Origin of the sequence: Arthrobacter mobilis (genome assembly GCF_012395835.1) — a bacterium.
Taxonomy (GTDB): domain Bacteria; phylum Actinomycetota; class Actinomycetes; order Actinomycetales; family Micrococcaceae; genus Crystallibacter; species Crystallibacter mobilis.
Map to the genome: position 1 here is coordinate 13,303 of NZ_JAAZSQ010000026.1, position 26,550 is coordinate 39,852.

General features: G+C 66.2%; 24 protein-coding genes. 6 read left to right on the top strand and 18 right to left on the bottom strand.

Features of this window, described 5'->3' with window-relative positions; genetic code table 11:
• From HGG74_RS18690 to HGG74_RS18755, 14 genes are all read right to left on the bottom strand, one after another.
• A partial coding sequence (locus HGG74_RS18690) for a TetR/AcrR family transcriptional regulator (protein ID WP_168488852.1) occupies nucleotides 1-246 on the bottom strand: 246 nt, incomplete at its 3' end.
• 135 nt (nucleotides 247-381) lie between these two features.
• Nucleotides 382-1,884, bottom strand: a complete 1,503-nt coding sequence (locus HGG74_RS18695) for an MFS transporter (protein WP_246263057.1) — start codon at nucleotides 1,882-1,884, stop codon at nucleotides 382-384.
• Nucleotides 1,885-2,103: 219 nt separating this feature from the next.
• On the bottom strand, nucleotides 2,104-2,721 hold the full coding sequence (locus HGG74_RS18700; RefSeq protein ID WP_168488854.1) for a dihydrofolate reductase family protein: 618 nt from the start codon (nucleotides 2,719-2,721) through the stop codon (nucleotides 2,104-2,106).
• A 154-nt stretch (nucleotides 2,722-2,875) separates the two neighbouring features.
• Nucleotides 2,876-3,133: a helix-turn-helix domain-containing protein gene (locus HGG74_RS21745; RefSeq protein WP_312856906.1), complete on the bottom strand. Its 258-nt coding sequence runs from the start codon at nucleotides 3,131-3,133 to the stop codon at nucleotides 2,876-2,878.
• A gap of 552 nt (nucleotides 3,134-3,685) precedes the next feature.
• A complete protein-coding gene (locus HGG74_RS18710; protein ID WP_168488855.1) occupies nucleotides 3,686-4,048 on the bottom strand; it encodes a cupin domain-containing protein in 363 nt (120 codons plus the stop codon).
• A gap of 36 nt (nucleotides 4,049-4,084) precedes the next feature.
• The gene (locus HGG74_RS18715) at nucleotides 4,085-4,843 is read right to left on the bottom strand and encodes an SDR family NAD(P)-dependent oxidoreductase (protein WP_168488857.1); all 759 of its coding nucleotides are present in this window, start codon (nucleotides 4,841-4,843) and stop codon (nucleotides 4,085-4,087) included.
• Between the two features lie 11 nt (nucleotides 4,844-4,854).
• A complete protein-coding gene (locus HGG74_RS18720; RefSeq protein ID WP_168488859.1) occupies nucleotides 4,855-5,715 on the bottom strand; it encodes a fumarylacetoacetate hydrolase family protein in 861 nt (286 codons plus the stop codon).
• An 89-nt stretch (nucleotides 5,716-5,804) separates the two neighbouring features.
• On the bottom strand, nucleotides 5,805-6,590 hold the full coding sequence (locus HGG74_RS18725; protein ID WP_168488861.1) for a 2-keto-4-pentenoate hydratase: 786 nt from the start codon (nucleotides 6,588-6,590) through the stop codon (nucleotides 5,805-5,807).
• A gap of 25 nt (nucleotides 6,591-6,615) precedes the next feature.
• Complete coding sequence (locus HGG74_RS18730) at nucleotides 6,616-8,196, bottom strand: aldehyde dehydrogenase (NADP(+)) (RefSeq protein WP_168488863.1); 1,581 nt, start codon at nucleotides 8,194-8,196, stop codon at nucleotides 6,616-6,618.
• A 46-nt stretch (nucleotides 8,197-8,242) separates the two neighbouring features.
• On the bottom strand, nucleotides 8,243-8,659 hold the full coding sequence (locus HGG74_RS18735; protein ID WP_168488865.1) for an ester cyclase: 417 nt from the start codon (nucleotides 8,657-8,659) through the stop codon (nucleotides 8,243-8,245).
• The gene (locus tag HGG74_RS18740; RefSeq protein ID WP_168488867.1) at nucleotides 8,656-9,198 is read right to left on the bottom strand and encodes a flavin reductase family protein; all 543 of its coding nucleotides are present in this window, start codon (nucleotides 9,196-9,198) and stop codon (nucleotides 8,656-8,658) included. Before HGG74_RS18740 ends, HGG74_RS18735 begins: the two co-directional genes overlap by 4 nt.
• Nucleotides 9,199-9,227: 29 nt before the next feature.
• Entirely contained in the window at nucleotides 9,228-9,737 is a 510-nt protein-coding gene (locus HGG74_RS18745; protein ID WP_168488869.1) for a flavin reductase family protein, read from the bottom strand.
• The gene (locus HGG74_RS18750) at nucleotides 9,734-11,035 is read right to left on the bottom strand and encodes a flavin monoamine oxidase family protein (RefSeq protein ID WP_168488871.1); all 1,302 of its coding nucleotides are present in this window, start codon (nucleotides 11,033-11,035) and stop codon (nucleotides 9,734-9,736) included. The genes HGG74_RS18745 and HGG74_RS18750 overlap by 4 nt, the downstream gene beginning before the upstream one ends.
• Nucleotides 11,036-11,068: 33 nt before the next feature.
• Nucleotides 11,069-12,469 (bottom strand): LLM class flavin-dependent oxidoreductase, encoded by a 1,401-nt coding sequence (locus HGG74_RS18755; protein ID WP_168488872.1) that lies wholly within the window; start codon nucleotides 12,467-12,469, stop codon nucleotides 11,069-11,071.
• Nucleotides 12,470-12,756: 287 nt separating this feature from the next.
• On the opposite strand from HGG74_RS18755, the gene HGG74_RS18760 reads away from it, so the two are divergent.
• The gene (locus HGG74_RS18760) at nucleotides 12,757-14,115 is read left to right on the top strand and encodes an MFS transporter (RefSeq protein WP_312856907.1); all 1,359 of its coding nucleotides are present in this window, start codon (nucleotides 12,757-12,759) and stop codon (nucleotides 14,113-14,115) included.
• 123 nt (nucleotides 14,116-14,238) lie between these two features.
• Nucleotides 14,239-15,111, top strand: a complete 873-nt coding sequence (locus HGG74_RS18765; RefSeq protein WP_246263058.1) for an IclR family transcriptional regulator — start codon at nucleotides 14,239-14,241, stop codon at nucleotides 15,109-15,111.
• Between the two features lie 96 nt (nucleotides 15,112-15,207).
• Here HGG74_RS18765 and HGG74_RS18770 read toward each other — a convergent pair whose 3' ends face one another.
• A complete protein-coding gene (locus HGG74_RS18770) occupies nucleotides 15,208-15,516 on the bottom strand; it encodes a CBU_0592 family membrane protein (protein ID WP_168488876.1) in 309 nt (102 codons plus the stop codon).
• A 442-nt stretch (nucleotides 15,517-15,958) separates the two neighbouring features.
• Between HGG74_RS18770 and HGG74_RS18775 the strand changes: the two genes are divergently transcribed.
• Nucleotides 15,959-17,215: an MFS transporter gene (locus tag HGG74_RS18775; protein ID WP_376766161.1), complete on the top strand. Its 1,257-nt coding sequence runs from the start codon at nucleotides 15,959-15,961 to the stop codon at nucleotides 17,213-17,215.
• A gap of 512 nt (nucleotides 17,216-17,727) precedes the next feature.
• Here HGG74_RS18775 and HGG74_RS18780 read toward each other — a convergent pair.
• Together HGG74_RS18780 and HGG74_RS18785 are read right to left on the bottom strand one after the other, a co-directional pair.
• Nucleotides 17,728-18,852, bottom strand: coding sequence for a mandelate racemase/muconate lactonizing enzyme family protein (locus tag HGG74_RS18780; RefSeq protein WP_168488878.1), 1,125 nt, complete (start codon nucleotides 18,850-18,852; stop codon nucleotides 17,728-17,730).
• Nucleotides 18,849-20,000: an alcohol dehydrogenase family protein gene (locus HGG74_RS18785; protein WP_168488880.1), complete on the bottom strand. Its 1,152-nt coding sequence runs from the start codon at nucleotides 19,998-20,000 to the stop codon at nucleotides 18,849-18,851. Before HGG74_RS18785 ends, HGG74_RS18780 begins: the two co-directional genes overlap by 4 nt.
• Before the next feature lie 672 nt (nucleotides 20,001-20,672).
• On the opposite strand from HGG74_RS18785, the gene HGG74_RS18790 reads away from it, so the two are divergent.
• Nucleotides 20,673-22,622: a BCCT family transporter gene (locus HGG74_RS18790; protein ID WP_168488881.1), complete on the top strand. Its 1,950-nt coding sequence runs from the start codon at nucleotides 20,673-20,675 to the stop codon at nucleotides 22,620-22,622.
• A gap of 91 nt (nucleotides 22,623-22,713) precedes the next feature.
• On the opposite strand, the gene HGG74_RS18795 is transcribed toward HGG74_RS18790, so the two are convergent.
• Nucleotides 22,714-23,388 (bottom strand): GntR family transcriptional regulator, encoded by a 675-nt coding sequence (locus HGG74_RS18795; protein ID WP_168488882.1) that lies wholly within the window; start codon nucleotides 23,386-23,388, stop codon nucleotides 22,714-22,716.
• 118 nt (nucleotides 23,389-23,506) lie between these two features.
• On the opposite strand from HGG74_RS18795, the gene HGG74_RS18800 reads away from it, so the two are divergent.
• Nucleotides 23,507-25,273 carry an IlvD/Edd family dehydratase gene (locus HGG74_RS18800; RefSeq protein WP_168488884.1) on the top strand — a complete coding sequence of 589 codons (1,767 nt, stop codon included), beginning with the start codon at nucleotides 23,507-23,509 and terminating at the stop codon, nucleotides 25,271-25,273.
• A 51-nt stretch (nucleotides 25,274-25,324) separates the two neighbouring features.
• Nucleotides 25,325-26,275, top strand: a complete 951-nt coding sequence (locus tag HGG74_RS18805) for an NAD(P)-dependent oxidoreductase (protein WP_168488886.1) — start codon at nucleotides 25,325-25,327, stop codon at nucleotides 26,273-26,275.
• Nucleotides 26,276-26,550: the final 275 nt, after the last annotated feature.

Here is a 26,550-nt window from a genome sequence, read left to right on the forward strand (position 1 = left end):
CGACGCAGGGTCGGAGGCGAGCAGCATGAGGTCGTGCTCGTCGATCCGGTGCAGGGCCGCACGGATCAGGCTCGTCTTGTCCTCGTAGTAGTAGTTCACCAGCCCCAGGGCGACGCCGGCCTCGCGCGCCACCGCGCGCATGTTCACACCTGAGATGCCGTGGCGCGAGAGCAGGTCCAGTGCCGCCTCGAGAATGCGCGACTGCCTGTCAACCTGTTCGCCGGAGTTCACGGTGCCTGTATCCACCCGGCCAGCCTATGGCCAAACCCGCAGCGGGCGCATCCCGCCCGGCGGCACCGGACCGGTTCCGCTTGCGGGGCAGGGGACGTCCTTGGGCGGCGGACAGCCGAACCGTTGGACGGTCCCCTTCCCGGCCCGTACTTACTCATCCAGAGTATGAGGGGGTGGTGTTGCCGGCTCCGGAGGGTTTGTAGCCGCCCGCGCATACGACGCCGAAACGCGGCGGTAGACCGGGGTCAGGAAGGCCAGCAATGCGGTCGCGATCATGATGATCCCGGCCATCAGGAACACCAGGGCGATGCCGCGGGAGGTGCCCTCGCCCAGCAGCGGGGCCAGCTGGGCGGCGCCCTCGGCCGACCGCGCGTACGGGATGATCCAGACCTGGGCGATCGGCGCGATCAGGAAGGCGGTGATCGGCGCTGCCGCGGACTCGAACGCCATGGCGAATCCGAACACCCGGCCCTGCCGGGGCAGAGGCACTACCTGCTGGATGACTGTCTGTTCGGCGGCCTCCACGAAAGGCACCAGGACGAGGTACAGCCAAATGCCGGCGATGTACAGCCAGGCCCACTCCCGCAGCGTGAACACCGCACCAAGGACCCCCATCACGATCACGGCGATGAGCATGGTGCGCAAGGGGTTGGACCCGAGTCCGAACTTTCCTATCAGCGCGCCGCCCACGATGAACCCGGTGGCGCCGAGCGCGAAGAACGTCCCCCACAGCTCCACGGGGAACATCTCCAGGCCGTACGGATCCATCAACGCCAGGTAGACGCCGCCGATGAAGTTATTGAAGGTGGAGAACAGGATCAGCGCGAACAGTCCGGAAATGGCCAGCACGGCCGCGAAGGAGCCACGCAGGTCGAATCCGCCGTGCGCGTCCGTGGCGGCCGCGCGCACCTCCTCGGGCATGCGCAGCGTGAGCAGGTGCGCGAATGCCAGCGCCGTGAGCACCATGGCGACGACGATCGTCCAGCCCATGCCCAGCAGCCCGACCGACAGCCCGGAGAGCACCGAGGTGACGATGAACATCAGCCCCTGCACCATGCCCACCAGGCCGTTGGCGTTGGCCCGCCGGTCCGGCTCGATGAGGATGGTGACCGTAGTGGAGAGGGCGATGTTGCGCATGTTCTCCACTACCGCACCGACCAGGATGACCAGGGAGAAAATCCAGAACCACGGCTGTGTCAGGTCCAGCAGCCCGGCGGCGGGTGTCAGCAGGAACATGACCCCGGACAGCACGAACATCACCAGGGTGAAGCCGGCGGCGAAGCGCATCACGGCCAGCTTGCGGTACCGGTCCACGAAGGTGCCGAAACTGATGCTGGACAGCGCGATCAGCAGCATGTACGCGCCGCCGATCACCCCGGTGGCGATCACGTTGCGTGTCTGCAGGTACACCCAGAACGTCAGGGCGAACCACAGATAGCTGGTCGTGATGTTGGCCAGTGCGGTGTTCACCAGGATCCCGGCGAAGGTGCGGGACCGCTGGGCCGGACTGCGCAAGGACGTGTCGACGGCGCCGGGATCGGCCAGGCGCGGGGCTTCGCCGTCCCCGGCCGGCGCGGAGGTGACGGCCGCGTCCGCGGGCAGGCCCGCGCCGCCGGCAGCAGTCCCGGGTGGGGCCGGTTCCTGCTCGGTCATGGGTCCCAGTGTACTGAGAACCCGCGGGTGCGGACACGGTCGCCGCCGCATCGGGAACGCAACGCGATCGTGGCCAACGAGGCGCCCTGCCCTCAGCCGGGAAGTGCCGGAGCCCCTATCGTGCGGACATGCTTTCCCCCAAGTCGTCACATGCGCTGTGATCGGTGTTCGGGCGGCGCGCTGGAGTGATGACCCCCGTAGCCGGGCGCTACTACTCGCCTAGCCCGCGCCGGAGCGCCGGTAGGTGTTGACCAGGACCCCGGATGGCAGGGCGCGGGCTTCTGCCAGGGTGAGCCTTGTGGGTGCGAACCCGTCGGAGAACAGCTTCTTGCCGGTGCCCAGCACGAGCGGGTAGACGGCGAGCCGGTACTCGTCGACCAGATCGTGCCCGGCCAGCGTCCTGATCAACTGCGTGCTTCCCCAAACGCGGATCTCGCCGGCCGGGTCCGCGCGCAGCTTCTGAACCGCGGCCGGCACGTCGGGGCCGAGGAGCTGCGAGTTTTTCCAGCCGACCTCGCTCAGCGTGCGCGATGCAACGTACTTGGGGACGCGGTTGTACCTCCTGGTCAGCTCCCCCTGAAGGCCCTCGGCGTTCTCGTCCCACACCCCCCAGGAGCCGGCGAAGATCTCGTACGTTTTGCGGCCGAGCAGCAGCGCCTCGGTTCTGCTCTCCCACTCCGCGACGATCTGCCCGATTTCCTCTCCGCCGTATTCGGCGTCGTAGTCGGTTGCCCAGCCGCCGTGCTCGAAGCCGCCTTCGGGGTCCTCGTCCGGGCCGCCGCCGGACTGGACGACGCCGTCAAGGGTGATGAACGCCTGCACCACGATCGTGCCCATCTTCGGTTCTCCTTGGTCTGGTCCGGGCTCTTGTTTTCTCCACGAACAGCCTGGGACCGAGTCGACATGGGAATCGGTAACGTGTCAAGGACGTTCCCACGACGGCATGGACCTCCCGCGCCCGGCCGTCAGGAACCCGGCTGCGTGCGTGGCCTCAGGGGATTGGGGACGGCCTGGTGGTGGCGAACCGCCGGTGGTATTCGGTGGGCGTGGTGCCCAGGTGCCGGGCGAAGGCACGGCGCAGGGTTTCGTCGCTGCCGAAGCCGCTGTGCCGGGCGGCGGCGGTGATGCTGTGGCCGTCGAGCAGCAACTGTTGGGCCCGGTCGAGGCGGACGCGTTCGACCCAGCGGGCCGGCGTGGTGTTCATCTCGGCTTGGAACAGGCGGGTCAGATGCCGGGGACTGACCGCCACGGGCCGGCGGTGTCTGAAGTGCGGTGGAGAACTGGGACTGTCCGCCCGGGCGCTGCATAAAGACCACCAGCTCGCGCGCGATCCCGCGGGCCGCATCCGCCCCGTGGTCGTCCTCGACCAGCGACAGCGCCAGGTCGATGCCGGCCGTGATGCCCGCGGAGGTGATGTACTGGACCCGCCTGGCCGGGCGATGGGTAGGTCACCAGGCGGATCCAGCAGTCTTGCTCCCTCGGCCGAGTGGCTTCGGGTGCCTTAGCCGTCATGAGGGTTTGGCCGATCGAGTGCGCTGCATAGGCCCCGGATCGGCCTGGACAGGGGGAACACCTCGGCTCCCCGGCCTTGAGGACGTGGCCGTGTCGAAAGCTGTTCAGGCCACTGCCGTTGTCGGCGTTAGTGGGACGAGCAGGATCTGTTGGTCTTCGGTCGGTTGCCGGATCGCTTTCGAGGATCTGGCGAACCGTCGGATGCGGGCCGGCATGCCCGGTACGGGTAGGCGGGAGGTAAACCCTCCCGCCTACCCGGTTCCCGATGGGGATTTTGGGGCTTGCTTGTCTAGGCGGTGATGGTGATGTACTGCTTCTTGAAGTGCTCGTGGATCTCCCAGACCCCGCTCCAGCCGTTCGGGATCAGCACCAGGTCACCGGCCTGGTGGTCCACGCGTTCGCCGGTGTCGGAGACGAGGGTTCCCTTGCCTTCCAGGACCAGGATGACCTCGTTCACGCCGTTGCGGGCAGTTTTGAAGCTGCCGGGGGAGCATTCCCAGAAACCAAGGTCGACGTTGCTGGCTTTGGCCGTGAAGGCGCTGTCGGTCGCGTCCTTTGGCTCGGTGCCGTTAACAGCTGTTGGCTTGAGGGCCAGGTCGGCGAAGGACAGGGTGTCCAGTGAGCGGAGGACTTTTGCGTGTGCGTTCGACATGTGTTTCCTTGTTGTGCTTTCCAATGGTGATATCCGTTAGAACGGCAGCGGCAGCTTCGCGGTCCTGCCGCCGTCGAGCACGATGGTCTCGCCGGTCAGGAAGCCCGACCTGTCACTGGCCAGGTAGACGGCCAGGTCGCCCACGTCGGTGGGGTTCCCCACCCGTCCTGCCGGGTGCAGGCGTTTGAGCGCCTCGCGGGCGGCTGCCGGATCGGGCTGGGAGGCCAGGTAGTTCTCGCTCAGTTCGGAAGCGATCCACCCGGGAGCAATCGCGTTGCACCGGATGTTGTCCCCGCCCAGATCGACCGCCAGGGCGCGGGTCATTCCATGGATGCCCGCCTTGGAGGCGCAGTAGGCGGTATGGCAGGGGTTGGCCGCGAGTCCTTCGATGGAGCCGATGTTGATGATGCTTCCCCCGCCACGGCGCCGCATGTGCGGCAGGGCCGCCTGAACCAGGAACAGCGGTGCCCGCAGGTTGACGGCGATCATCCGGTCCCATTCATCCAGCCGGATCCGGGAGACGCTGCGCTCGAACATGATGCCGGCGTTGTTGACGAGGATGTCGATCCCGCCGAAATGCCCGGCCGCCTGCTCGACGGCCATGGAGGGTGCCGTGGGGTCGCTCAGGTCCGTCTGGATGCCAAGAACATCCTGGTGCTGTTCCAAGGCGGAGTCCAGAGGCCCGCGCTGGACGACCGCCACCTGGGCGCCTTCCTCCACGAAGCGCTCGACAATGCCGCGCCCTATTCCCTGCCCTCCGCCGGTAACTAGGGCAATCTTGCCTGCCAGTTGCACTGTTCTTCCCCTTACTGCTGTTCCATGGCTTGGATCCGGTGGCGCATTTCGCCTACGCCGCGCAGATAGGTGACCAGTTCGTCTCCCGGTGTGAGGAAGCGCTGGGGAGTCCGGCCGACTCCTACGCCGGGAGGGGTGCCGGTGAAGATGACGTCGCCGGGGAGCAGCGGGGTGATCCTGGACAGGCGCGCAATGATCTCGGGCACCGGGAAAACCATGTCGGAGGTGCTTCCCTTCTGGACCTGTTCGCCGTTGATCGAACAGCCCAGTTCGATGTTGTCCGGGTCCTCGAACTCGTCGGGGGTGGCCAGCAGCGGGCCGATCGGGCCGAACCCGGGGAACGACTTTGCGAGGCTGTACTGCGGTGCCGGTCCGGCCGCCTGCAGGGTACGTTCCGACAGGTCCTGCCCCACGGAAACCCCGGCGACGTAGCTCCACGCCCTGTCGGCAGGGATGTGCCGGCCGCCCCGGCCGATGATGGCCACGAGTTCGACTTCCCAGTCCACGGTCCCCGGCGGAAGCGGGATGGTCCCGTACGGGCCGGCCAGCGAGGTGGCAAACTTCGTGAACACCGTCAGATCCTCGGGCACCGGCAGGGAAGCTTCGGCTGCATGGTCGGCGTAGTTGAGGCCGATCGCAAAGACCTGCCGCGGCTGCGGTGCCGGATTGCCGAATTCATGGAGCGCCACGTCGGCCAAGGGCCTGCCGGCTGTCCCGTCGAGGGTGGCGGCGACCTCCAGGAGTTCGTCCCAGCGGTCGTAGCAGTCCTGGATACGGGGGCTGAAACGGCCGCCGGTCTCCTGCGCGATGTCGATGAGTTCATCGTCCGCGGTAACGAGGCTCAGGCGGTCGGAGATGTTGGCCAGGCGCATGCATGGTCTTTCGGGTGGATGGGCTGGGTACGGATCTGGACAGTGGCTGGGTGCGGCCGTAGACGGGCCGCACCCAGCCGGTTGCTTGCTTAGACCGCGACGTCGAATTCGATGGTGCCCCAGCCTTCGAAGGTTCCGGACCAGCGGCCGGCTTCATTCATGGGGACAGCCTTGAGGCAGCTGCCGGGCATGATGACCTGTCCGGCTTCAAACGCGACGTCGTAATCGGCGAGGCGGTTGACGAGCCAAGCCACGGCGGCAAGCGGGTTGCCGAGGATGTTGCCGGTGGTGCCGCTGATGACTTCCCGGCCGTTGAAGTGCAGGACGCCGCGGGTGTCGCGCAGGTTCAGCTCGGTGACGCGGCGGGGGGTGCCGCCGAGGATGATGGCGCCGATGGAACCGTTGTCGGCGAGGGTGTCCGGCAGGCCGATGGCCCAGTCTTTGACCCGCGAGTCGATGATTTCGATGGCTGGCACGGCGTAGTCAATGGCATTGATGACGTCGGCGATGGTGGTGTTCCGCCCGCCGAGGGCCCGGCGGAGCACGAACGCCGGTTCGAGCTCGACAAACGGCTCGATGAACTGGCCGCGCTGGAGCGTGGTGCCCTCATAGGCGAACATGCTCGCGAGCAGGTGTCCGTAGTCCGGCTGGTCGAGGCCGAAGGCGTCCTGCATGACCTTGGCGATGTTCCCGAGCTTGTAGCCCACGAGACGGTCGCCGTTGGCGACGGCGTGGGCGACGTTGATCTTCTGGACCTCGAACGCGGCATCAGCGTCCAGGCCCGGCCACGATTCGGTCGGCGCTGCGATGGGTTCGCCCTGCAGCCGGGCGGTGCGGAGGGTACCCGCAATGTCCTCGAGCGTGATGGTGGACATGGGGGTGAAGTTCCTTTCGTAAGTCTTACTGGTGTTCGGGCTTGCCGTCGACGAGCCGGTTGACCTTCCAGGGGTTGGCATCCTGCACAGGTGCCGGACGCAGCTGCTCGGGGAAATTCTGGTAGGAAACGGGCCGCAGGAACCGGTGGATGGCCAGGGTGCCGACCGAGGTGGTGCGCGGGTCCGAAGTCGCCGGGTACGGGCCGCCGTGGACCATGGCATGGCCGACTTCGACTCCGGTGGGCCATCCGTTGAGGATGATCCGGCCGACCTTGCGTTCCAGGACCGGGATCAGGGCCGCGGCTGAGGCATAGTCCTCCTCGGTGGCGTGGATGGACGCGGTCAGCTGGCCTTCCATCTTGCTGGTGGCCCGGATGAGGTCCTCCATGTCCTTGTAGCGCACAACCAGGCTGGCTGCCCCGAAGATCTCTTCGTGGAGGGCGGGGTTGCCGGCGAAGACATCAATGCCCGTGCCGAAGACCGCCGGACCCGGGGCGTTGGCGGTGCTGCCGGCCCGTCCTTGGGCAATCAGGTCCACCTCGGCAACGGACTTCACCGAGTTGAAGCCCTGCTGCCAGGAGGAGCAGATGCCCTCGGTGAGCATCGTCTGGCCGGTCTGTGCGGTGACGGCCCGGGCGACGGCGTCGGCGAATTGGTCCCCGGCCTCGCCTTCGGGGGCGAACAGGAGTCCGGGCGAGGTGCACAGCTGGCCCGAGCTGCCCGTGACGGAGGCGACGTACTGGGTGGCCAGGGTTTCGATGTCGCCGCCGAGGGCGCCCGGGAGGACGTAGACCGGGTTGATCGAGGACATTTCGGCATAGACCGGGATCGGCTCCGGGCGTGCCGCCGCGGTGCGCATCAGGGCGGTGCCGCCGGCGCGGGAGCCTGTGAAACCGACGGCCTTGATGGCCGGGTCGGCGACCAGGGCCTGGCCGATGCTGGTGCCGGATCCGTAAACCAGCGAGAAGACGCCGGGGTGCAGGTCGAGGTCGCGGACGGCCCGGGTGATGGCCTGGCCGACAAGTTCCGAGGTGCCGGGGTGGGCGTTGTGTGCCTTCACGACCACAGGGCAGCCGGCCGCGAAGGCCGAGGCGGTGTCCCCGCCGGCGACGGAGAAGGCCAGCGGGAAGTTGCTGGCGCCAAAGACGGCGACCGGGCCCAGCGGGATCTGGCGCAGCCGGATGTCCGCCCGCGGCAGGGGCGTGCGGTCGGGCAGGGCGGGGTCGATGCGGACCCCGCGGAAATCACCCTGGCGCACGACCTGGGCGAACAGGCGCAGCTGACCGATGGTGCGGGCCCTCTCGCCGCGCAGCCGCTCGGCCCCCAGCCCGGTCTCGGCCGAGGCGCGCTCGATCAGCTCATCGCCGATGGCTTCGATGTTCTCCGCGACGGCTTCCAGGAACCGGGCGTGCCGTTCCGGCTCGAGGCTGCTGAAGGATTCGAAGGCGTCGGCGGCTGCGTCGGTTGCGGTCTTGAGCTGGGCTTCGCTGATCAGGCTGTAGGCCGGCTCCAGCTTTTCGTTCGTGGCCGGGTTGATGCCGAAGGACGTGCCTTCGGTGCCGGTGACGGTTTCCCCGGCGATCAGGGAATGTCCGGTAAGCGTCATGGTCGCGTCTCCTGGGGGATAGTGTGTGCGGGCGGTGGGCCGGGGGTCAGTTGCCGGCGCCCAGATGCCAGATGCCGAGGGCGGACAGCAGTTCCCGCGGGTCGTAGACGACCCATTCCTCGGCGAGTTTCCCGTCGTCGAAGCGCAGGAAGGACGCCCCCGTGACGGTGACGGCCCGGCCGGTGGCCGGCACCTCCATGAATTCGCCCTGGTGGGTGCCACGGGACTGCCAGTGGATGGCTGCCGTTTCCCCGTCTTCGATGATGTGCAGGATCTCCGTGCTCAGATCCGGGAACGCAGCGTGCGTGGCCTCGATGGTCTTCCGGACGCTGGCGGAGTCTTCGCTGCCTGACTTGGACCGCCGGACGTAGCCGGGGGAGAGCAGTTGCTCGAAGGCGGCCACGTCACCGTCGCCCCAGGCGCGGTTCCATGCGTGGAGGATGGTTTCCCGCCGGGTGCTCATGATGCGCTCCTTGTTTCTTCCGGGACAGGGATTTCGATGGGCTGGTACTGGCCGAACTTTCCGCCCCTGAACAGCAGGGCGTCGCCGCTGCCTTCGGACATGTTGGTGACGGCGCCGACGACCATGTAGTGGTCACCGACGGCGACTTCTGCGGTCACGACACAGTCGATCCAGGCGGTTGCACCGTCCAGGTGCGGCGTGCCCAGGGGGCCGGTCGTGCAGGGCACGTTCTCCAGCTTCCGCGGACCTTTCCGGGACAGGGACCGGCAGACGGGGACCTGGTCATCGGCGAGGATGTTCGCGGTGAAGTTCTGCAGCTTCCGCAGTTTCGGCCACGTGGAGGAGGACTTGTCGACGCAGAACATCACCAGCGGGGGCTCCAGGGAGAGCGACTGGAAGGTGCCGACGACCAGGCCGAGCTTTTCGTCGTCGTCGTTGATACCGGTGATGGCCGTAACGCCGGTGGGCAGCTTGCCCAGGATCTGGCGGTAGTAGGCAGGCGTGATGTCTGCCGGCGCGGTGGCGGGGGTGATATCCATGTCAGTTTTCCTTGATCAGGCGATGTCGATCACGCGATTTCGCGGAAGCTTCCGAAGCGGCCGCCGTGGAAGATGAGGGGAGCACCCTCACCGGAGGTCATCTCCAGGACGCTGGCGATGACGACGAGGTGGTCGCCGGCGGTGAACTGCTGTTCAACCCGGCAATCGAACCAGGCCAGCGAGCCGTGGATGTGCGGGGTTCCCCAGCCGGATTCGGACCAGTCCAGGGCGCGGAGCTTGTCCTCGCCCTTGGCCGAGAGTGCGCGGCAGACCTGCTGCTGGCCTTCGGCGAGCAGGCTGATGGCGAAGCGGCCGGCCTGCGCGATCTTGGGCCAGCTGGTGGAGGAGTGCATCACGCTGAACGTCACCAGCGCCGGCTCCATGGACAGCGAGGCGAACGTTCCAACGATCATGCCGTGCTGTGTGCCGTTGCCCGGGTCGGTCGCGCAGATGGCGGCGACGCCGGTGGGCAGGTGCCGCATGACGGTGCGGTAGGTGTCCGGGCTGATGGGCCGGGCGGCAATGGCGGGAGCGCTCATGACTGTGCCTTCAGTTCTGCGTGGATGTTGCGGCCGGCGCGCAGGCCGGATTCGATGGCGCCGTCGAAGAAGCCGGCCCAGATGTTGGCGATGTCGCTGCTGGCGAAGTGCAGGGCGCCTTCGCTGGCCTGCTGTGCGGCGTGGTATTTGGTCAGCTGGCCGGGGCGCTGGATCTGCCAGGTTTCCCCGGCGTATTCGTCGTCCATCCATTTGTGTCCGGTGACCTCGAGGACCTCCAGGTCGTCGCGCCAGACCCTGATGGCTTCCTGAACCTGGTCCTTGTCGGTGACGTCGATGCGGTTCGCGTCGGCGCCGAAGCCGACCAGCACGGCGTCGTCTTCTCCGAGGAACTCGGTGCGGATCACCGACAGCGGCTTGTCCTGGGCGGAGTAGGCGAAGAACGGCTTGATAGGTCCCCTGACCCGGATCCAGGCCTTGACGCCCTGGGAGGCGGTCTTTTCCCGGCTGGCGGCGAGCTTTGCCTCGGACAGGGCGGGCTGGACATCGAGCTTGTGCAGGATGTTCTGCGGGACGGTGATGACGACCTTCCGGGCCTGGATTTGACGGCCCTCGCCGTAGGAGACGGTGGCCCCTTCGCCGGTGTGGCGGATGGCGGTGACCGGGGCGTTGAGGTGGATCTCGGCGTCGGTGTCCGCGGCGATGGCCTTGACCAGCGTGTCGTTGCCGTCCTTGAGGCGGAAGATCGCCGAGGCCTCGTGCATCAGATGCCAGTGCCCGGAGGCCCCGGCGGTCCAGCGCAGGGCGTTGACATAGGCGCACTGGTCCAGGGGGGCGTTGAAGTGGCCCACCCAGGCGGCCTCGTTCGCGTTCTTCTCGTCCTCGGTCAGGTCCAGCTTGTCCAGCATCTCCTGCAGGTTGAACTGGTCGGCCTCGGCCAGGTTCTCCACCGTCAGCGGGGCATCGGGCCGGGGCAGCCACTTCATGGTGTCTTCGAGCAGCCGGGTCATGCCCGGGTCGATCAGGGTCATGAAGTCGTCCAGGTTGCCGCGGCGCACCTCGTTGCCGGCCAGCCAGTAGGTTTCCTCCGAGCGCGGGCCGCGGGAGACCTCCAGGCCGTAGCGGGTGACCTCGGCCCAGACGTGGGGCTGGGTCCAGTGCAGCCAGTTGCCGCCGAGCTCCAGGGTCCGGCCCAGGCGGTGCTCGGTCCACAGGCGGCCGCCCAGGCGGTCGCGGGCCTCGAGGACCACCACGCTGTGGCCCCGGTTGCCCAGCTCGCGGGCAGTGACCAGGCCGGCAAGGCCGGCACCGATGACGACGACGTCGGTCTGTTCAGTCATTGAGGTATCTTTCGTTGATATGGGGGTGGTGGGTCAGCGGGTGGCCTGGCTAAGGTGCCTGGCTCGGTATCCGGTGGCGGGGTGGCCGTCCAAGGTGTACTTGTGGCCGGGGAAGAGCTTCTCGCGCAGGGTCACCGGCTCCTGGTCCTCGGTGCGGGCCGGGGAGACCAGTTCCTGGGCACGGAGTTCCGGCAGCGCCAGTTCGATGAAGTCTTCCCAGCCGCCAGGCTTGGTGATGTAGCTGAGGTTGATGCCGTCGACGTCGGCCTCGTCGCGCCAGCGGCGCAGTTCGGCGGCGACGGTCTGCGGGGAGCCGATGATCGTGGACCCGGTGCCGCCGACGGCGAGGAATTCGGCGATCTGGCGCGGGGTCCAGTCCCGGTCCGGGTCGGCTTTGGAGAACATGTCCACCATGGACTGCCCCGCCTTAGTTCCGACGGACCGCAACGGGGTATCCAGGTCGTACTCGGACATATCGATGCCGGTCCAGCCGCTGAAGCGGGCCAGGATTCCATCGATCGGTGCGTTCTCCACAGCCTTCCGGTACTTGGCCTGGGCCTCCTCGTCGGTCTCGGCGACCACAACTGTGAGCAGGATGACCACCTTGACGTCCCGGGGGTCGCGGCCCGCATCCGCCACTGCTTGGCGAAGCTTGGCCACGGTGCGCTTGGCCCCCTCCACGGAGGTGCTCTGGATGAAGACGGCTTCGGCGTGCTTGCCGCCGAATTCCATGCCTCTGGAGGAGGAGCCGGCCTGGAACAGCACGGGGGTGCGCTGCGGGGACGGCTCGCACAGGTGGAACCCGGGCACCGTGAAGTGCTCGCCGGAATGGTTGATCGGGTGGACCTTGGCCGGGTCGATGTAGGTGGCCGATTCGGCGTCGCGGACCACAGCGTCCTCCTCGAAGGAGGATTCCCAGAGCTTGTAGACGACATCCATGTACTCGTCGGCCATGTCGTAGCGCTCCTGAGGGGTGAGCTGCTGCTGCTTGCCGAGGTTGCGGGCGGCGGCCTCCGAATAGGAGGTCACGATGTTCCAGCCCACGCGGCCGGAGGTGAGGTGGTCCAGGCTGCTGAACTTGCGGGCCAGCAGATAGGGCGGCTCGTAGGTCGCCGAGCAGGTCACACCGAAGGTGAGGTGCTTGGTCACGGCAGCCATGCCACTGATCAGCACCGTCGGGTCGTTAATCGGGAACTGCGCAGCGTCGCGCAGTGCAGCATCCCCGTTCCCGCGGAAGACATCGTGGTAGCCGACGTTGTCGGCAAAGAAAATGCCGTCGAAGCCGGCCTTCTCAAGCATCTGCGCAATGCCGGTCCAGTACTGCAGGTCGGTGTAGCGGGAGCCCTGGTCGCCGTCGTTCCGCCAGGATCCGGAGGTCAGGTGGGCCGGGGCAAAGACATCGAAGGCGAACAGGCTCAGCGGTTCATTTTTCATGGCAGCGGGGCTTCCTTGGGCTGGTGCTGAAGGCTTTGAATTGCGTTCAACAAATGAACGTTGCGTTCAATTTACGTGTTAGGTGGCTCACTGTCAAGCCGCGAATCTGCCCGAGGTTTTTTCGGGCAGCCCTTGACGGCAGGTGTGAGGCGTGCCATATTTTTGATCATCGCGTTCGAAAGTTGAACGCTGTGGAGGCCCAAACCTCACCCCCGAACCCTCCCGCCGCGCACCGATCGCCGGCGCTTTCCCCCTGCCGGACCAGCATGAAATCAAGGAAGTCCACCGTGAATCGACCCGTTACCTCGCCCCCCGGACCGTCGCTTAAGTCGCCGGTACAGGACCCCCGCAAGATGCGGTTCCTGTACAAGCTCACCCTCGTGATCTCCGGCGGTATGTTCATCGACGGCTTTATCCTCGGCGGCATCGGCCTGGTCATGCCGGCTCTGACCGCCGATTTGGAACTGTCCCTCGCGTGGCAGGGCCTGATCGGCGCCTCGGCCCTGATCGGCATCTTCTTCGGCGGGCCGATCGGCGGCTACCTGGCCGACAAGATCGGGCGCAAGCCGATGTTCGTCGTCGACCTGGCCATCTTCCTGGTCGGTTCGGCAGCGCAGTTCTTCGTTGCCGAGGCTTGGCAGTTGTTCGCGATCCGACTGGTCATGGGCATGGCAATCGGTGCCGACTATGCGATCGGGTGGCCCCTGCTCGCGGAATTCTCACCGGCACGGCTCAGGGGCAAGCTCCTGGCGGCCCAGGAAGTCGCCTGGTACATCGGCTACCTCCTCGCCTACGCCCTCGGCTACTACATGTCTTCGGCGATCGAGGCCGACTGGCGCATCATCCTGGGCATGAGCACCATCCCCTCCCTCATCGTTTTCCTGCTCCGCCTCGGCACCCCCGAGTCCCCGCGCTGGCTCATCAGCAAGGGGCGGGTCGAGGAAGGCATGGCCGTTGCCAACGAGTACATGGAGGAGGCCGAAATCCGGGACATGGCGAGCGAGAAGCGCGAAGCCACCAGCTTCCGCAAGCTGTTCTCCCCGGAGTACCGCAAGGCGACGATCTTCATGTGCATGTTCTGGTTCTGCAACGTCACCCCGTATTTCGCCATTGCCACCTTTGCCCCGATCGTGCTCGAAAGCCTGGGCGTCGAAGACGGCCTGAGCGGAGCGCTGCTGCTCAACGGCGTGGTGGTTGCCGGCTGCGTGACCGCCATGCTGCTGATTGAACGTGTGGGCCGCCGCATGCTGGCCATCCCCCCGATGTGGATCAGCGCCGTGGCCCTTGTCGCCGTCGGCCTGCTCGCACAGGTTTCGCCGCTCGTCATCCTCGTCTGCTTCATCACCTTCTCCTTCGCCAATGCCCTCTCCACCGCCCTGACCGGGGTCTACCCGGGCGAGATCTTCCCCACCGAAGTCCGCGGCGCCGGCGTCGGCTTCGCCACCGCCTTCTCGCGGATCGGTGCCGCTGCAGGAACCTTCATCCTTCCGATGTCGGTCGAGGGCCTGGGCGTGGGCGCCACCATGCTGATCGCCGCAGGCATCTGCGTCGTGGGCGCCGTGATCTCCCAGTACCTTGCACCGGAAACCAAGGGCCTGAGCCTGAACGAAGCCTCCGCTCCGCTCGGCAAGGCGGTTGCGAAGTAGCCGCAGGCAACGTCAGTAAATGGAAAGGGCGCCCTGCCCGGCCTGTGCCGGGCAGGGCGCCCTTGCGCCTGCAAAAGTGGGCTTGAACGCCCAGTTCATTCCTTGAAAGGGCCTAGGATGGGATTGGCAATCGAAAGTCAGGGCCGCCGTGCCCTGAGCGGACGCGAAGCGGGAGTGGAAATGGCAGCGGGACGAAACGCGGCGCCGGAGGAAGCAGCGGGAGACGAAGTCCCGGCTGCCCAGGAGCCTGCTGACCTGATCAACAAGTCTGTCGTCAAGGCCACGGTGCTGCTCAGCGAACTCGGCCGCCACCGGCAGGGCATCACCGTCACCGAACTGGCCCAGGCCGTGGGCATGACCCGTCCTACCGCCTTCCGCCTGCTGCTAAGCCTTGAGCAGACAGGCTTTGTGGACCGCGTGGACAATCGCTACATGCTGGGATGGCAGATGGCCCGGCTGGGCAGGCTGGCCGATCCGTATGCCGGGGCCGTGGCCAGGATCCAGCCCATCCTGGACGAATACGCCGGCCGGCTCAACGAGACGTTCACCTTCGTGATGGTGAGAGGTGAATCGGACCATGTGGTGATTGCCGAAGCCTCGGGATCACGCTACCTGACGTCCAACCAGTACCTCGGCGGAACCTACCCGCTGCATGCCAGTGCCACGGGAAAACTCATTCTCGCCGAATTGAGCGACGACAAAATCGCAACGGTGCTGCCTGACAAGCTGGAGTCGTACACCGCGCACACCCTCACCAGCCGGGCCGCACTCGTGAAGGAACTGCAGCAGGTCCGGGAGCAGGGCTACGCGGTCATCGAAGATGAACTTGAAGAGGGCCTCTTCGCAGTCGGCTGCTCGGTCCGCGACCCCGGCGGCGCACTCATCGGGATTCTGACGATCAACGGACCAACCCAGCGTCTCAAAACAGACCACCTGCCCGAGACGATCGATCAGTTGCGCCGGGCCGCGGACGAGGTCGCCAAGGCTCTGGCGTAGCCGCAGCCCGGGCAGAGCCCATGACCGGGGTTTTCAGGCAAGCCAACCCGTTTGCTGTGAACAGACGCCGGCCCCGCGTGCCTGCCGTGGACCGGTTCAGGGCCGGTTGGGGTAGCTGTGCGGTTGGCCGGGGGCCACTTCCGGGGCGGTGTCTGGTGGTGCCGGCTGGTCGAGGCGTCGCAGGCGGGCGAGGGTGACGAGGCTGATAACGCACCAAGCGCCGCTGGTGGTCACCGTGGGCCAGGCACCGTGGTGGGCGGCGTTAACGAGCATGGCGGCGGAGCCGGCGAGGTTGGCCGCCTGGAAGAGTCTGCCGTTATGGATCAGTCCCATCGAGAAGGCAGCATAGGCGGCCAGGATGGTGAGTGCTCCGAGCCATCCGCTCGTTTCGGCCAGCCAAGCCATTGATTCTCCTTCATTGTCCGGCCCTCTTGGGGCAGAGGCCCGGGGGTCGGGGTGGACTTATATCCGGACCGGCCGGGCGGGTGGCGCCGGGAGTGGCGGCCCTTCCTGAGCTGCGAACATCGGGCGGCCACATTCGTTCACTATGTGAACTCAAGGTTCAACTTACTATGTTGCCCAGTTCACTGTCGGCGGCGCAAGTGTGACCCGGGGTACTTGACCGCGGGTGACTGATGTCATAAATTCGAACGCAGCGTTCATTTTATGAACATTCTCAGCGTAAGCTGCGGAGCATCTGAGGCTGCCGCAGGTTGTGTTCCTCTCCTCGCGCCCCTCACAGACAAGGAATTTCACCGTGACCTCTACGAGCACGCAAGCGCCTCCCGGTCAGCTTAAGCACCCATCCGATGAGACAAAGCGCCGCTTCCTTGCCAAGCTGAGCCTGGTGATCGGTGGAGGCATGTTCATCGACGGGTTCATCCTCGGGGGCATCGGTGTGGTCATGCCTGCCATCACGCAGGAACTGCAGCTGTCGGCCGCCTGGCAGGGGCTCATCGGCGCCTCAGCCTTGATCGGTATCTTCTTCGGCGGGCCGCTCGGCGGCTATCTGGCGGACAAGGTGGGCCGCCGGCCGATGTTCATCTGCACCCTGGCGCTCTTCCTGATCGGATCGGCCGCCCAGTTCTTCATCGCCGACGAGTGGTCGCTGTTCCTCGTCCGGCTCCTGATGGGCATGGCCATCGGCGCGGACTACGCCATTGGATGGCCCCTGCTGGCCGAATTCGCTCCGGCACGGCTGCGGGGCAAGCTGCTCGCGGTCCAGGAGGTCGCCTGGTATGTCGGCTACCTGGCCTCGTACGCCGTGGGCTACGCCTTTGCCGGTTCCTTCGCCATCGATTGGCAAATCATCCTGGGACTGAGCACCATTCCGTCGGCCATCGTCTTCCTCATGCGGCTCAGCATCCCCGAATCCCCGCGCTGGCTGATGAGCAAGGGGCGTAGCCGGGAAGCCGAAGAGCTCGCTTCCCTGTATATGAGCGAGGAGGAGCAGCGCGACCTGAAGGAGGAGAAGGTCCGCAAGGCCAGCTTCGGCAGTATTTTCTCTGCGGAACACATCAGGAGCACCACTTTCGTCTGCGTTTTCTGGATCTGCAACGTCACCCCATACTTCGCCATCGCAACTTTCGCGCCGGTCGTCCTCACCCAGCTCGGCCTCAAGGACGGCCTGACCGGCGCCCTGGCGCTCAACGGGGTCGTGGTCCTCGGATCGGTCGCCTCGGTCCTGCTCATTGAGCGCGTCGGCCGCCGCAAGCTGGCCATCCCGCCCTTCTGGATCTCCGCGGCCGCGCTGGTCACCGTGGCTCTTTTCGCCGGCGCGTCGGCAACCGTGGTGATCCTCTGCTTCCTGGCCTTCTCCTTCTTCAATGCCGTCTCCACCGCCCTCACCGCCGTCTACCCAGGCGAGGTCTTCCCCACCGAGATCCGTGGTTCCGGCGTCGGATTTGCCACCGCCGCCTCGCGCGTCGGTGCCGCCGTGGGCACCTTCGTCCTTCCCGTTTCAATGGAAAACCTCGGCGTCTCGGCAACGCTGATGTTTGCCGCAGCCATTTCCGTTATCGGCGGCGTCGTGTCCCACTTCCTGGCTCCGGAAACCAAGGGCCTGGTCCTCAGCGCGGCCTCCGGAAGCAGCACCGGGAATTAGCATGGATTTCCTGCGGGGCCCTGCCAGCATGGCGGGGCCCCGCAGGCTTGCCATGATCAATTCGGCCGGGGCTGCGACGTCCCGCCATGGGCCGGGCCTGGTGCCATACGCTGCAGGCCGCGCGGGGCAAACTTCTTCACCGCGTAGGGACACTTGGCGAGGAAACGCGCCATGAGTCCCGAAACCGCACTCCAGGAAAACTGGAGGCAGGTACGGAGATGGGCCACGACGCCGCGTCGCCGCGCTGGTTGACCAGGGCATGGCTACATGCCGATCGCCCGGCTGGTGGGGCTGGCCCCGATGACGACGAATGATGAGTACCCGCCCGGGTTGCGGCTGGATGCGTCCACGCCTACCTGGGCGGGGCGGCCAAGTGGGCCACCGATGTGGCGGATCAAGGAAAGACCAAAGGGGCTGGGGGCCGGTATTGCACCGGACCCCAGCCCCTTCTGGCAGCGTGGTGTTTCCCGTCCTGCGTGTGGGCGGGGAAACACCACGGGCCGGGCGTGCGGTCAGTCGGCCCAGACGGCTGCGGGGTCGCCGAGGACGTCCTCGTTGACGTGGATGCCCAGGCCCGGGGCATCGCAGGGGAGGATGCCGCCGTCGCGGTGGATGACGTCGAATTTTGCGGTCTGGAGGGTGACCATGTCTGCGGTGTTCAGGACGCAGCGGAGCAGCTTCTCTGGGATGGTGGTCCCGAGATGGGCGACCCCGGCGAAAGCAATGGCCGAGCCGACAGTGTCCTGGACGCTGACGGTGAGTCCGCCGGCACGGGCGATGTCGCGCTGGCGCCGTCCGGGGGTGAGCCCGCCGGACTTGGAGACCTTCAGGTTGATTCCGTCGGCGGCGTCCTGGGCTATTGTCCAGATGACATCTTCGTCCTGTTGGATGAGTTCATCCAGAATGATGGGGTACTGGACCCGTTGGCGAAGCGAGAGCGTTTCACGACGGGTGGAGACGGGTGCCTCGATCACGAAGTCCAGACCGGGCTTGAGCAACGCCTGCATGCGCAGGACGGTTTCGGGCGTCATACCGCCGTTGGCATCGACAAAATAAAACTCTCCTGGCTGCCGGTCGGCAAGGCAGGCGGCGATGCGCTCGGCGTCGAGGGCGGGCCCGCCTTCGCTGTCCGCGGTGCCGATCTTGATGGAATGGCCACGGTAGCCGCGGGCGCGGTGATCGGCGACCCGTGCGCGCATTTCTTCGGGATCTCCGGCGTGGATGGAAGACATCATGCTCATCGGAATGCCGGTGGAGCCGCCCAGCAGTTCGTAAACCGGCAGTCCCACGGACTTGCCGAAGATGTCCCAGCAAGCGATATCCAGCGGAGCCTTCGCGTGGTTGTGACCCACGAGCGTGGCGTCCATCAGGTCATAGTTCCGGTCTACCTGGCGGGGGTCGCGTCCCAGCAGCGCGGGGGCAAGTTCGGCAATGCCGGCCCGGGTGCCCAGGGCGTGGGCGGCGACGTAGGTGGCGCCGAACGGTGTGCTTTCACCCCAGCCTGTTGTTCCGTCGTCGGTGGTGATCTTCACGATGGAGGCATCGAAGGACTCGTAGGTACGCCCGCCGGACAGGTGATAGATCCCGCCGGAATAGGGCAGGTCCACCTGGTAGAGCTCGATGCTGGTAATTTTCACGGGGCAACCTCTGTCTTATTGATGTCGGTGTTGGTCTCGAGGGCCGGGCCGGCGGTGGAGACGGGCGGGGGAATGAGCACGAGCTTGCCGGTGTGCTTCTTGGCCAGGAAGTCCTGCTGTGCCTGTGCGATCTCGGCCAGGGGATAGGTTGCGGAGACGACGGGGCGGATTTCGTTGCGTTCGATGTACTTGATGAGGTTTTCGAACACTTCGTCGTCCTGGAAGGTGCAGCCGAGCAGCCGCAGGTCCTTGAGGTAGACGGTGCGCAGGTCGATCTCTGTGTAGGGGCCGTCAATGGCTCCGGCGACGGCGTAGGCGCCGCCGGGACGCAGCAGTTCCAGCAGTTGCGCCACCTGGGAGCCGCCCACGATGTCGAACACGGCGTCGACGGAGTTGTTGCCGAGGGTTTCGATAAGGTCCGTTCCCCGGTCGATCGTTTGGTCCGCGCCCTGGGCCAGGACCTGCTCGGCCTTGGCCGGGGAGCAGACGGCGATCACGAAGGCGCCGCGGCGTTTGGCCAGCTGCACGGCGGCGAGGCCGACGCCTCCGGATGCGCCGGTCACCAGGACCCGCTCGGCGCCGACGCCGGCGCGGTGCAGCATGTTTTCGGCCGTGGAGTAGGCGCAGGGAATGGCGGCCAGTTCGGCGTCGCTCCAGTCGCAGTTCACGGCGTGGGTTTCGCGGGCGGGAGCCACCGCGAACTGGGCGAACCCGCCGTCGCACTCACTGCCGAAGGTCCAGCACTCAAAGGGACGGTAAGCGACATAGGTGCGCAGCATATTCCGCACCAGGACCCGCTCACCGATGCGGGCGGGGGACACGCCCTCGCCGACTGCTACGATCCGTCCGCACACGTCCGCGCCCTGGATGCGGGGGAAGGCCAGCGCCTGGCCGGACCACGTTGCGTCGGAGTCCGTGATCTCCGTGAATCCAGCGGCGCCGCCGGCGTTCGTTCCCGCTGCCACCGCTTTGGAGTACCAGCCGATGCGCGTGTTGATGTCGGTGTTGTTGATGGCGGAAGCGGCCACCTCGATGAGCACCTCGCCCGCCTGCGGGCGGGGAACGGGTACATCGGTGCGGTAGTCAAGCTTGTCCAGGCCACCGTGGCCGGTAAGCACAGCCGCGGCCATCGTGTTGGGCAACGCCATATCGGTCTTTCCTTTTCTATGCTGGGTCTTCTTGATCGGCCAACTCGTAACGCTTATAGGGCTCGAACTACTGCGTCATGTCCGGGTACTTCGCAGCGGATCCTCGAGGAGGCAACGGCGTTCTCCACTGCGGACTTGGTCTTTGGGGCCGAACTTCGTCCCGATGGTGAGCAGGGATGAACCGTAGACCGGACCTGGACTGCGTCGCCATTTCCTACTTCGCTACGGAAGCACCTTATGTGAACGTCGTGTTCAAGTTATGAACAGCAAGGTAGCTGTCGGCTAGATCACTGTCAAGGGGCGCCTGCTTGGGTGCTGGCCGGAACTTGTGCGAACCTGCGCAGAATTCGACAGATGCCCCCTCTTGCGCTCCTCCGTGATCTACGACACAATGAACGGCACGTTCACTTAATGAACGCACCTCCGGGGTCTTGGAGGACTGCAGGCCGTTGCTGGCAAGGGGAAGCCATCTCCCGGCCTGGATCAGCCTCCACGCCCCGATGCTTCTGCCGTGCATCATGCAAGTCATTCACCAAGGGTGCTTCCGCCGTCGCGTGCACCCGGAAGGGATCGCTCATGCCATCCTTGAGCGCCGTTGTCTTTCATGCCGTGTAGTGTCCTGCCGCACTTCGTGCGGAATCCCAATCCAGCAATCAGACTGAAAGAGATCCCATGAGTACTGGATATTCCCGGCCGGATGTGCCGGCTGCAGAGGCGGCACCAGCGCCTCCGGTGGATGACACCGCCAACCTCCACCACACCGAAGCCGAGGAGGCGCAAATCCTCGGCGAACTCAGGGACGGGGTGGAGAAGCGCCGCAGTTCGTTGCGCAAGGGCTTCGAGGGCCTGGACAAGACGATCTTCGCGGTCACCGGGGCGCTGGTCATCGCATTCGTGGCGTGGGGCTTCATTAATACGGACAGCCTGTCCGCTGCCTCCGCCGCGGCCCTGGACTGGGTGCTGGCCAGCACAGGCTGGGTGTTCGTGCTGCTGGCCTCCCTCTTCGTCATCTATATCCTGTGGGTAGCGCTCGGCCGCTTTGGCACCATCCCGCTGGGCAAGGACGGGGAGCGGCCGGAGTTCCGCACTGCGTCCTGGATTGCGATGATGTTCGCATGCGGGATGGGCATCGGCCTGATGTTCTACGGCGTAGCCGAGCCGCTGTACCACTACATCTCTCCGCCTCCGGCCACGGCGGACGGGCAGACGCCGGAGGCCATCGAGACCGCGATGGCCACCACCCTGTTCCACTGGACCCTGCACCCGTGGGCCATCTACGCGGTGGTGGGCCTCGCCATCGCCTACAGCACGTTCCGCATGGGGCGCAGGAATCTGGTTTCGGAGGCATTCGTCTCCCTGTTCGGGCGCCGGGCCATGGACGGGGCCGGCGGGAAGTTCATCAATATCCTGGCCATTTTCTCCACCCTCTTCGGCTCGGCGACCTCCCTGGGCGTGGGGGCACTGCAGATCGGCAGCGGACTGCAGTTCAACGGCGTCGTGGGGCAGGTGGGCACCCCGCTGCTCGTGCTGATCATCGCGGTGCTCACCGTCTGTTTCGTGGCTTCCGCGGTATCGGGTATCGAACGCGGCATCCAGTACCTGGCCAACACCAACATGGTGCTCGCCGTCCTGATGGCGATCATTGTCTTCGTGGTCGGCCCGACCCTGTTCGTGCTCAACCTCATCCCCTCCGCCATCGGTTCCTTCGCTGAGCAGTTGCCGGAAATGGCCGCCCGCACCGAGGCCTCCGGGGACGAAGCGATGCGCCAGTGGCTGTCGGGCTGGACGGTCTTCTACTGGGCCTGGTGGATCTCCTGGACCCCGTTCGTGGGAATGTTCGTCGCCCGCATCTCCCGGGGCCGTACTATCCGCCAGTTCGTCACCGGGGTACTGCTGGTTCCCTCGCTGGTCTCCCTGATCTGGTTCGCCATCTTCGGCGGCACCGCCATTGACATCCAGCGCCGCGCCGATGCCACTGCCGACCCATCGGACGGGATCGCCACGATCGTGGACGGGTCGCCGACCATCTCCTTCGACGGTGCCCTCTTCGCCATGTTCAGCAACCTCGGCACCCCGCAGCTCGTCACGGTGGGACTGGCCGTGCTGGCTATGATCCTGACCTCCATCTTCTTCATCACCGGCGCCGACTCCGCCTCCATCGTCATGGGCTCGATGAGCTCCCGCGGCACACTCGAGCCCTCCAGGCCCGTGGTCATCTTCTGGGGCACGCTGATCGGTGCGGTCGCGGCCGTCATGCTGCTGGCCGGCGGGGACACTCCCAGTGAAGCCCTGGTCGGGGTACAGCGGATAACCATCGTGGCGGCCCTGCCCATCGTCCTGATGATGCTGGTGATGTGCATCGCCCTGACCCGCGACCTGTACCGGGACCCGATCTGGCTGCGCCAGCGCCTGTCAGAGCAGGTGATGCGGCGCACCATCCGCACTGCCGTGGACGAATACGGGCACCGGAAATTCACCCTGGCCACCCGGGAGAGCGCCGAACCGCCCACCGGACAGATCCAGGCCGTCGACGCCACGGCGGCCGGGCAGCCAATCTACGCCTCCGAAACGGGCAAGGGCCGCCGGCCGGCAAAGCGCCCCGGGGCCGAAACCCGGACCTGAGAGGTCACTTCCTCAGCGGAATGACTCCGAAGGACCGCGCCGACCAGTCATGGACTGCCATGGCCGGTCGGCGCGCTTCATCCTGCAGTTCCTACGTGTTCTCCACCCGTTGCAGGTAGGCGTCCCGGGAAGGCGCAAGGTGCTGGGCGCAGCGGGAGGCCAGTGCTTCCAGGTCACCTGCGCGCAGCGCATCGATCATCGCCCAGTGATCTTCCCGGGAGCGCTGCAGGTAATCCGGGGAGCTGACGGTCACGGACCGGATGGCATAGGTCATTTGGGCGTATCGCTGTATTGCCTCCACCAGCACGGCATTGTCATTGAGGCTGAACAATGACTGGTGGAAGGTCATGTTCGCCCGCACGGCCCCGCGCAGGTCCCCGCTGTCCACGGCCTGATCATGGAGGAGCTGCACCGCGATCAGCTCCTGGAGGCGTTGTGCATCGATCGGGGTGGGCATGGTGCGGGCACAGTTGGTCTCCAGGAGTTCGCGCACCGCGTAGAGGTCACGGACCTCTTTGCTGGTGTAGGCGCGCACGAACGCGCCCACATTGGTCTTGCGCTGGACGGCACCGCGGCTCTCCAAATCGAGCAGGGCACTTCTCACGGCATGGCGCTTGGCGCCGAAGCGCTCCATCAGGTCGTCTTCGACCAGGCGCTCACGGGGGTAGAGCAATCCGAAGATGATGTCCTCTTCGATGGCAGAGGCTATCTCGCTGGGTGACGGCCCCGTATTGGCCTGGGTGCCGCTGTTTGGCCGTGCGGGCACGTTTCGCCTCCCTCCGTATCGATCCACCGTCAAGTTTCGCACGGCACTTGCGCACCCTCCCTTCGCTGTGTTGTGCTGTAGCCTGCTATCAATAAAATTATTAATAATCGAGGGAACAATGACAGCTGGGAGAGCCGCCCCGCAGACCGGTCTGCGGTCCAACCTAGTGAATTACGGGGACGCCGAGTTCGCGCTGTTCCTGCGCAAGGCGTTCATTAAGGGCGCCGGGTACACCGATGACGTGCTCGACCGCCCGGTGATCGGCATTATCGACACCGCCAGCGGATTCAATCCCTGCCACGGCAACATGGCCCAGCTCATCCAGGCGGTCGAGCGCGGGGTCATGATGGCGGGCGGGTTCCCGGTGTCCTTTCCCACCATCTCGCTGCACGAGAGCTTTTCCCATCCAACCAGCATGTTGCTGCGGAACCTGATGTCGATGGACACCGAGGAGATGCTTCGGGCTTTGCCTGTCGATGCCATGGTCCTCATCGGCGGCTGCGACAAGACTGTACCGGCGCAGCTCATGGGAGCCGCCTCCGCGGGGCGGCCGGCTATCCAGCTGGTGACCGGGTCGATGCTCACCGGCTCCCACCGTGGACGCACGGTGGGAGCGTGCACCGACTGCCGTGGCTTCTGGGGCAAGTACCGCGCCGAGGAGATTGATGGTGAGGAGATCACCGAGGTCAACGGGCGCCTCGTGGGCAGCGTGGGCACCTGCTCGGTAGCCGGTACTGCCAGCACTATGGCCAGTGTTGCCGAGGCATTGGGCATGTCATTGCCCGGCAGCGCGGCCCCGCCGGCAGTCACCGCAGACCGGATGCGCATCGCCGAGTTGACCGGCAGGCGTGCCGTGGGCCTGGCCGAGGAACAGCTGACGATCAACACGATTCTTACGCCGGCTGCATTCGAGAACGCGCTGCGCGTCCTGCTGGCCATGGGCGGATCCACCAACGCCCTGGTGCACCTGGCGGCCATTGCCGGACGCTGCGGCTACTTCCTGGACTTGGATCTTTTCGACCGGATGAGCCGGAAGACTCCCGTACTGGTGGACCTCAAGCCGGCCGGCCACCACTACATGGAAGACCTGCACCAGGCAGGCGGCATACCCCGCCTGCTCCAGGAAATCCGCGACCTGCTGAATCTGGACGCCCTCACGGTGACCGGCAGGACCCTCGGGGAAGAACTCGATGAGGCGCCGGCCCCCTTCGGCCAGGAGGTCATCCGTCCCCGGGAGGCGCCGGTCTATCTGGCCGGAAGCATTGCGGTCCTGCGGGGCAATCTTGCCCCGGCCGGGGCCATCATCAAGCAGGCTGCAGCGTCCCCGGAGCTGCTGGAGCACCGCGGCCGCGCCGTGGTGTTCGAAAGCGCCGAAGATCTCGCGGCCAGAATCGACGACGAGGATCTGGACGTGGAAGCCGACGACGTCCTGGTGCTCAAGAACATCGGGCCGGTCGGAGCCCCGGGTATGCCGGAAGGCGGCTACATCCCCATTCCCCGGAAACTGGCCCGTGCCGGAGTTAAGGACATGGTGCGGATCTCCGATGGCCGGATGTCGGGCACCGCGGCGGGCTCGATCGTACTGCACGTCTCTCCCGAAGCAGCTGTGGGCGGTCCGCTGCAGCACGTCCGTACCGGGGACACCATCGTCCTCAGCGTGCACCGGCGTCTGCTGCATCTGGACGTCAGCGAGGAGGAGCTCACAGCCCGGGCGCACGACAGCAAGGGACATCAACGCCCCCGCCCCACACGTGGTTACGCCAAGCTGTATGTCGACGAGGTCACCCAGGCGGAGGAAGGCTGCGACTTCCGCTTCCTGCAGGCCGACACCATCGTCTCCGGCGTCCCCCGTTCAGGGGCGAAACCGGGGATCTCGGGCAGATGAGGCCGACATCGGTGCTCCGTACACCACACTGACCAGAAAGGCACAGCCTGAGTGAAAATCCTCATTCCGGACACAGCGGACATTGATCCCGGCCGGTTCGCCGGGCATGAGGTGATTTGCTACCGGGCCGGGGCTCCCGTTCCGCAGGTACACGCCGATGCTGAGGTCCTCGTCGTCTGGGGCACTCCCCTCGGGGTACTGCAGGAGACGGCCGGCCGGCTGCAGCGCGTGCGGCTTGTCCAGGCGCTGGCTGCAGGTCCCGACGAGGTTGTGGCGGCAGGGTTCCGGGATGAGGCAGTCATCTGCTCGGGGTCCGGCCTGCACAACCAGCCCGTGGCCGAACACGCTTTGGCGCTCATGCCGAGTCTGGTGCGCCGGCTGCCGGAGACTGCCCGGCGTCAGCACCAACGCTGCTGGGATGACGACCTGGGTGGTGTGCAGCCGCTCCACCCTGAGGATCGCCTCACGACGCTCCTGGGCGCGCGGGTCCTGATCTGGGGTTTCGGTGCCATCGGCCAGCGGCTGGCTGAACTGTGTACCGTTCTGGGGGCCCGGGTTACCGGAGTAGCCCGGACTGCGGGCCAGCGAGGCGGGTATCCGGTGATCACGCCGGAGCGCTTGCCAGACTGCCTGCCCACCACGGACGTGCTCGTGCTGATCCTGCCCCACGTCCCGGAAACGGAATACGCCCTGGACCGCCGGATACTCGAGGCTCTGCCCCAACGGGCCTTCGTCGTCAACGTGGGCAGAGGGCGGACCGTTGACGAGGACGTCCTGGTGGACGCTCTCCGAAGCGGTTCGATCGCGGGCGCGGCGATCGACGTCGCAGTCCAGGAACCCCTTCCAGCGGAATCCGACCTGCGGTCGGCACCCCATCTGGTGATCACTCCGCATATGGCCGGCGGCCGGCCGGTCGGGGCAGGAGACCTTCTGCTCCAGAACGTCGCGGCGTTGACAGAGGGACGCGAGCTTATCAACCGGGTCATCCGGCGCCGCTCGTAGGAGCGGCCTTGCGGCATTATCCTCTCCCACAGTCAAGGTAATTGCCCCTGAGCAGCAACGGCGGCGCTGCCACTGAGGGTGGCAGCGCCGCCGGAGTCACTGCGGCTGGTCAGGCGCTTAGTAGGCCTTGGTGCGTTGGTCGACGAGGAGGTGGATGAGGGCGAAGGTTTTGTCCGTGTCGATCGCGGCCAGGGCGGCGGTGACGGCGGCGGGTACGTCCTGGTCCTGTTCGATGCGGACCCCGTAGCCGCCGAAGGCGGTGGCCATGAGGGCGA

What these genes read in the sequence shown, in the direction of transcription:
- HGG74_RS18695 (WP_246263057.1), bottom strand. Translation starts at nt 1,884, where the DNA reads ATGACCGAGCAGGAACCGGCCCCACCCGGGACTGCTGCCGGCGGCGCG.
- HGG74_RS18700 (WP_168488854.1), bottom strand. Translation starts at nt 2,721, where the DNA reads ATGGGCACGATCGTGGTGCAGGCGTTCATCACCCTTGACGGCGTCGTC.
- HGG74_RS18710 (WP_168488855.1), bottom strand. Translation starts at nt 4,048, where the DNA reads ATGTCGAACGCACACGCAAAAGTCCTCCGCTCACTGGACACCCTGTCC.
- HGG74_RS18720 (WP_168488859.1), bottom strand. Translation starts at nt 5,715, where the DNA reads ATGCGCCTGGCCAACATCTCCGACCGCCTGAGCCTCGTTACCGCGGAC.
- HGG74_RS18725 (WP_168488861.1), bottom strand. Translation starts at nt 6,590, where the DNA reads ATGTCCACCATCACGCTCGAGGACATTGCGGGTACCCTCCGCACCGCC.
- HGG74_RS18730 (WP_168488863.1), bottom strand. Translation starts at nt 8,196, where the DNA reads ATGACGCTTACCGGACATTCCCTGATCGCCGGGGAAACCGTCACCGGC.
- HGG74_RS18735 (WP_168488865.1), bottom strand. Translation starts at nt 8,659, where the DNA reads ATGAGCACCCGGCGGGAAACCATCCTCCACGCATGGAACCGCGCCTGG.
- HGG74_RS18740 (WP_168488867.1), bottom strand. Translation starts at nt 9,198, where the DNA reads ATGGATATCACCCCCGCCACCGCGCCGGCAGACATCACGCCTGCCTAC.
- HGG74_RS18745 (WP_168488869.1), bottom strand. Translation starts at nt 9,737, where the DNA reads ATGAGCGCTCCCGCCATTGCCGCCCGGCCCATCAGCCCGGACACCTAC.
- HGG74_RS18750 (WP_168488871.1), bottom strand. Translation starts at nt 11,035, where the DNA reads ATGACTGAACAGACCGACGTCGTCGTCATCGGTGCCGGCCTTGCCGGC.
- HGG74_RS18755 (WP_168488872.1), bottom strand. Translation starts at nt 12,469, where the DNA reads ATGAAAAATGAACCGCTGAGCCTGTTCGCCTTCGATGTCTTTGCCCCG.
- HGG74_RS18770 (WP_168488876.1), bottom strand. Translation starts at nt 15,516, where the DNA reads ATGGCTTGGCTGGCCGAAACGAGCGGATGGCTCGGAGCACTCACCATC.
- HGG74_RS18785 (WP_168488880.1), bottom strand. Translation starts at nt 20,000, where the DNA reads ATGGCGTTGCCCAACACGATGGCCGCGGCTGTGCTTACCGGCCACGGT.
- HGG74_RS18790 (WP_168488881.1), top strand. Translation starts at nt 20,673, where the DNA reads ATGAGTACTGGATATTCCCGGCCGGATGTGCCGGCTGCAGAGGCGGCA.
- HGG74_RS18800 (WP_168488884.1), top strand. Translation starts at nt 23,507, where the DNA reads ATGACAGCTGGGAGAGCCGCCCCGCAGACCGGTCTGCGGTCCAACCTA.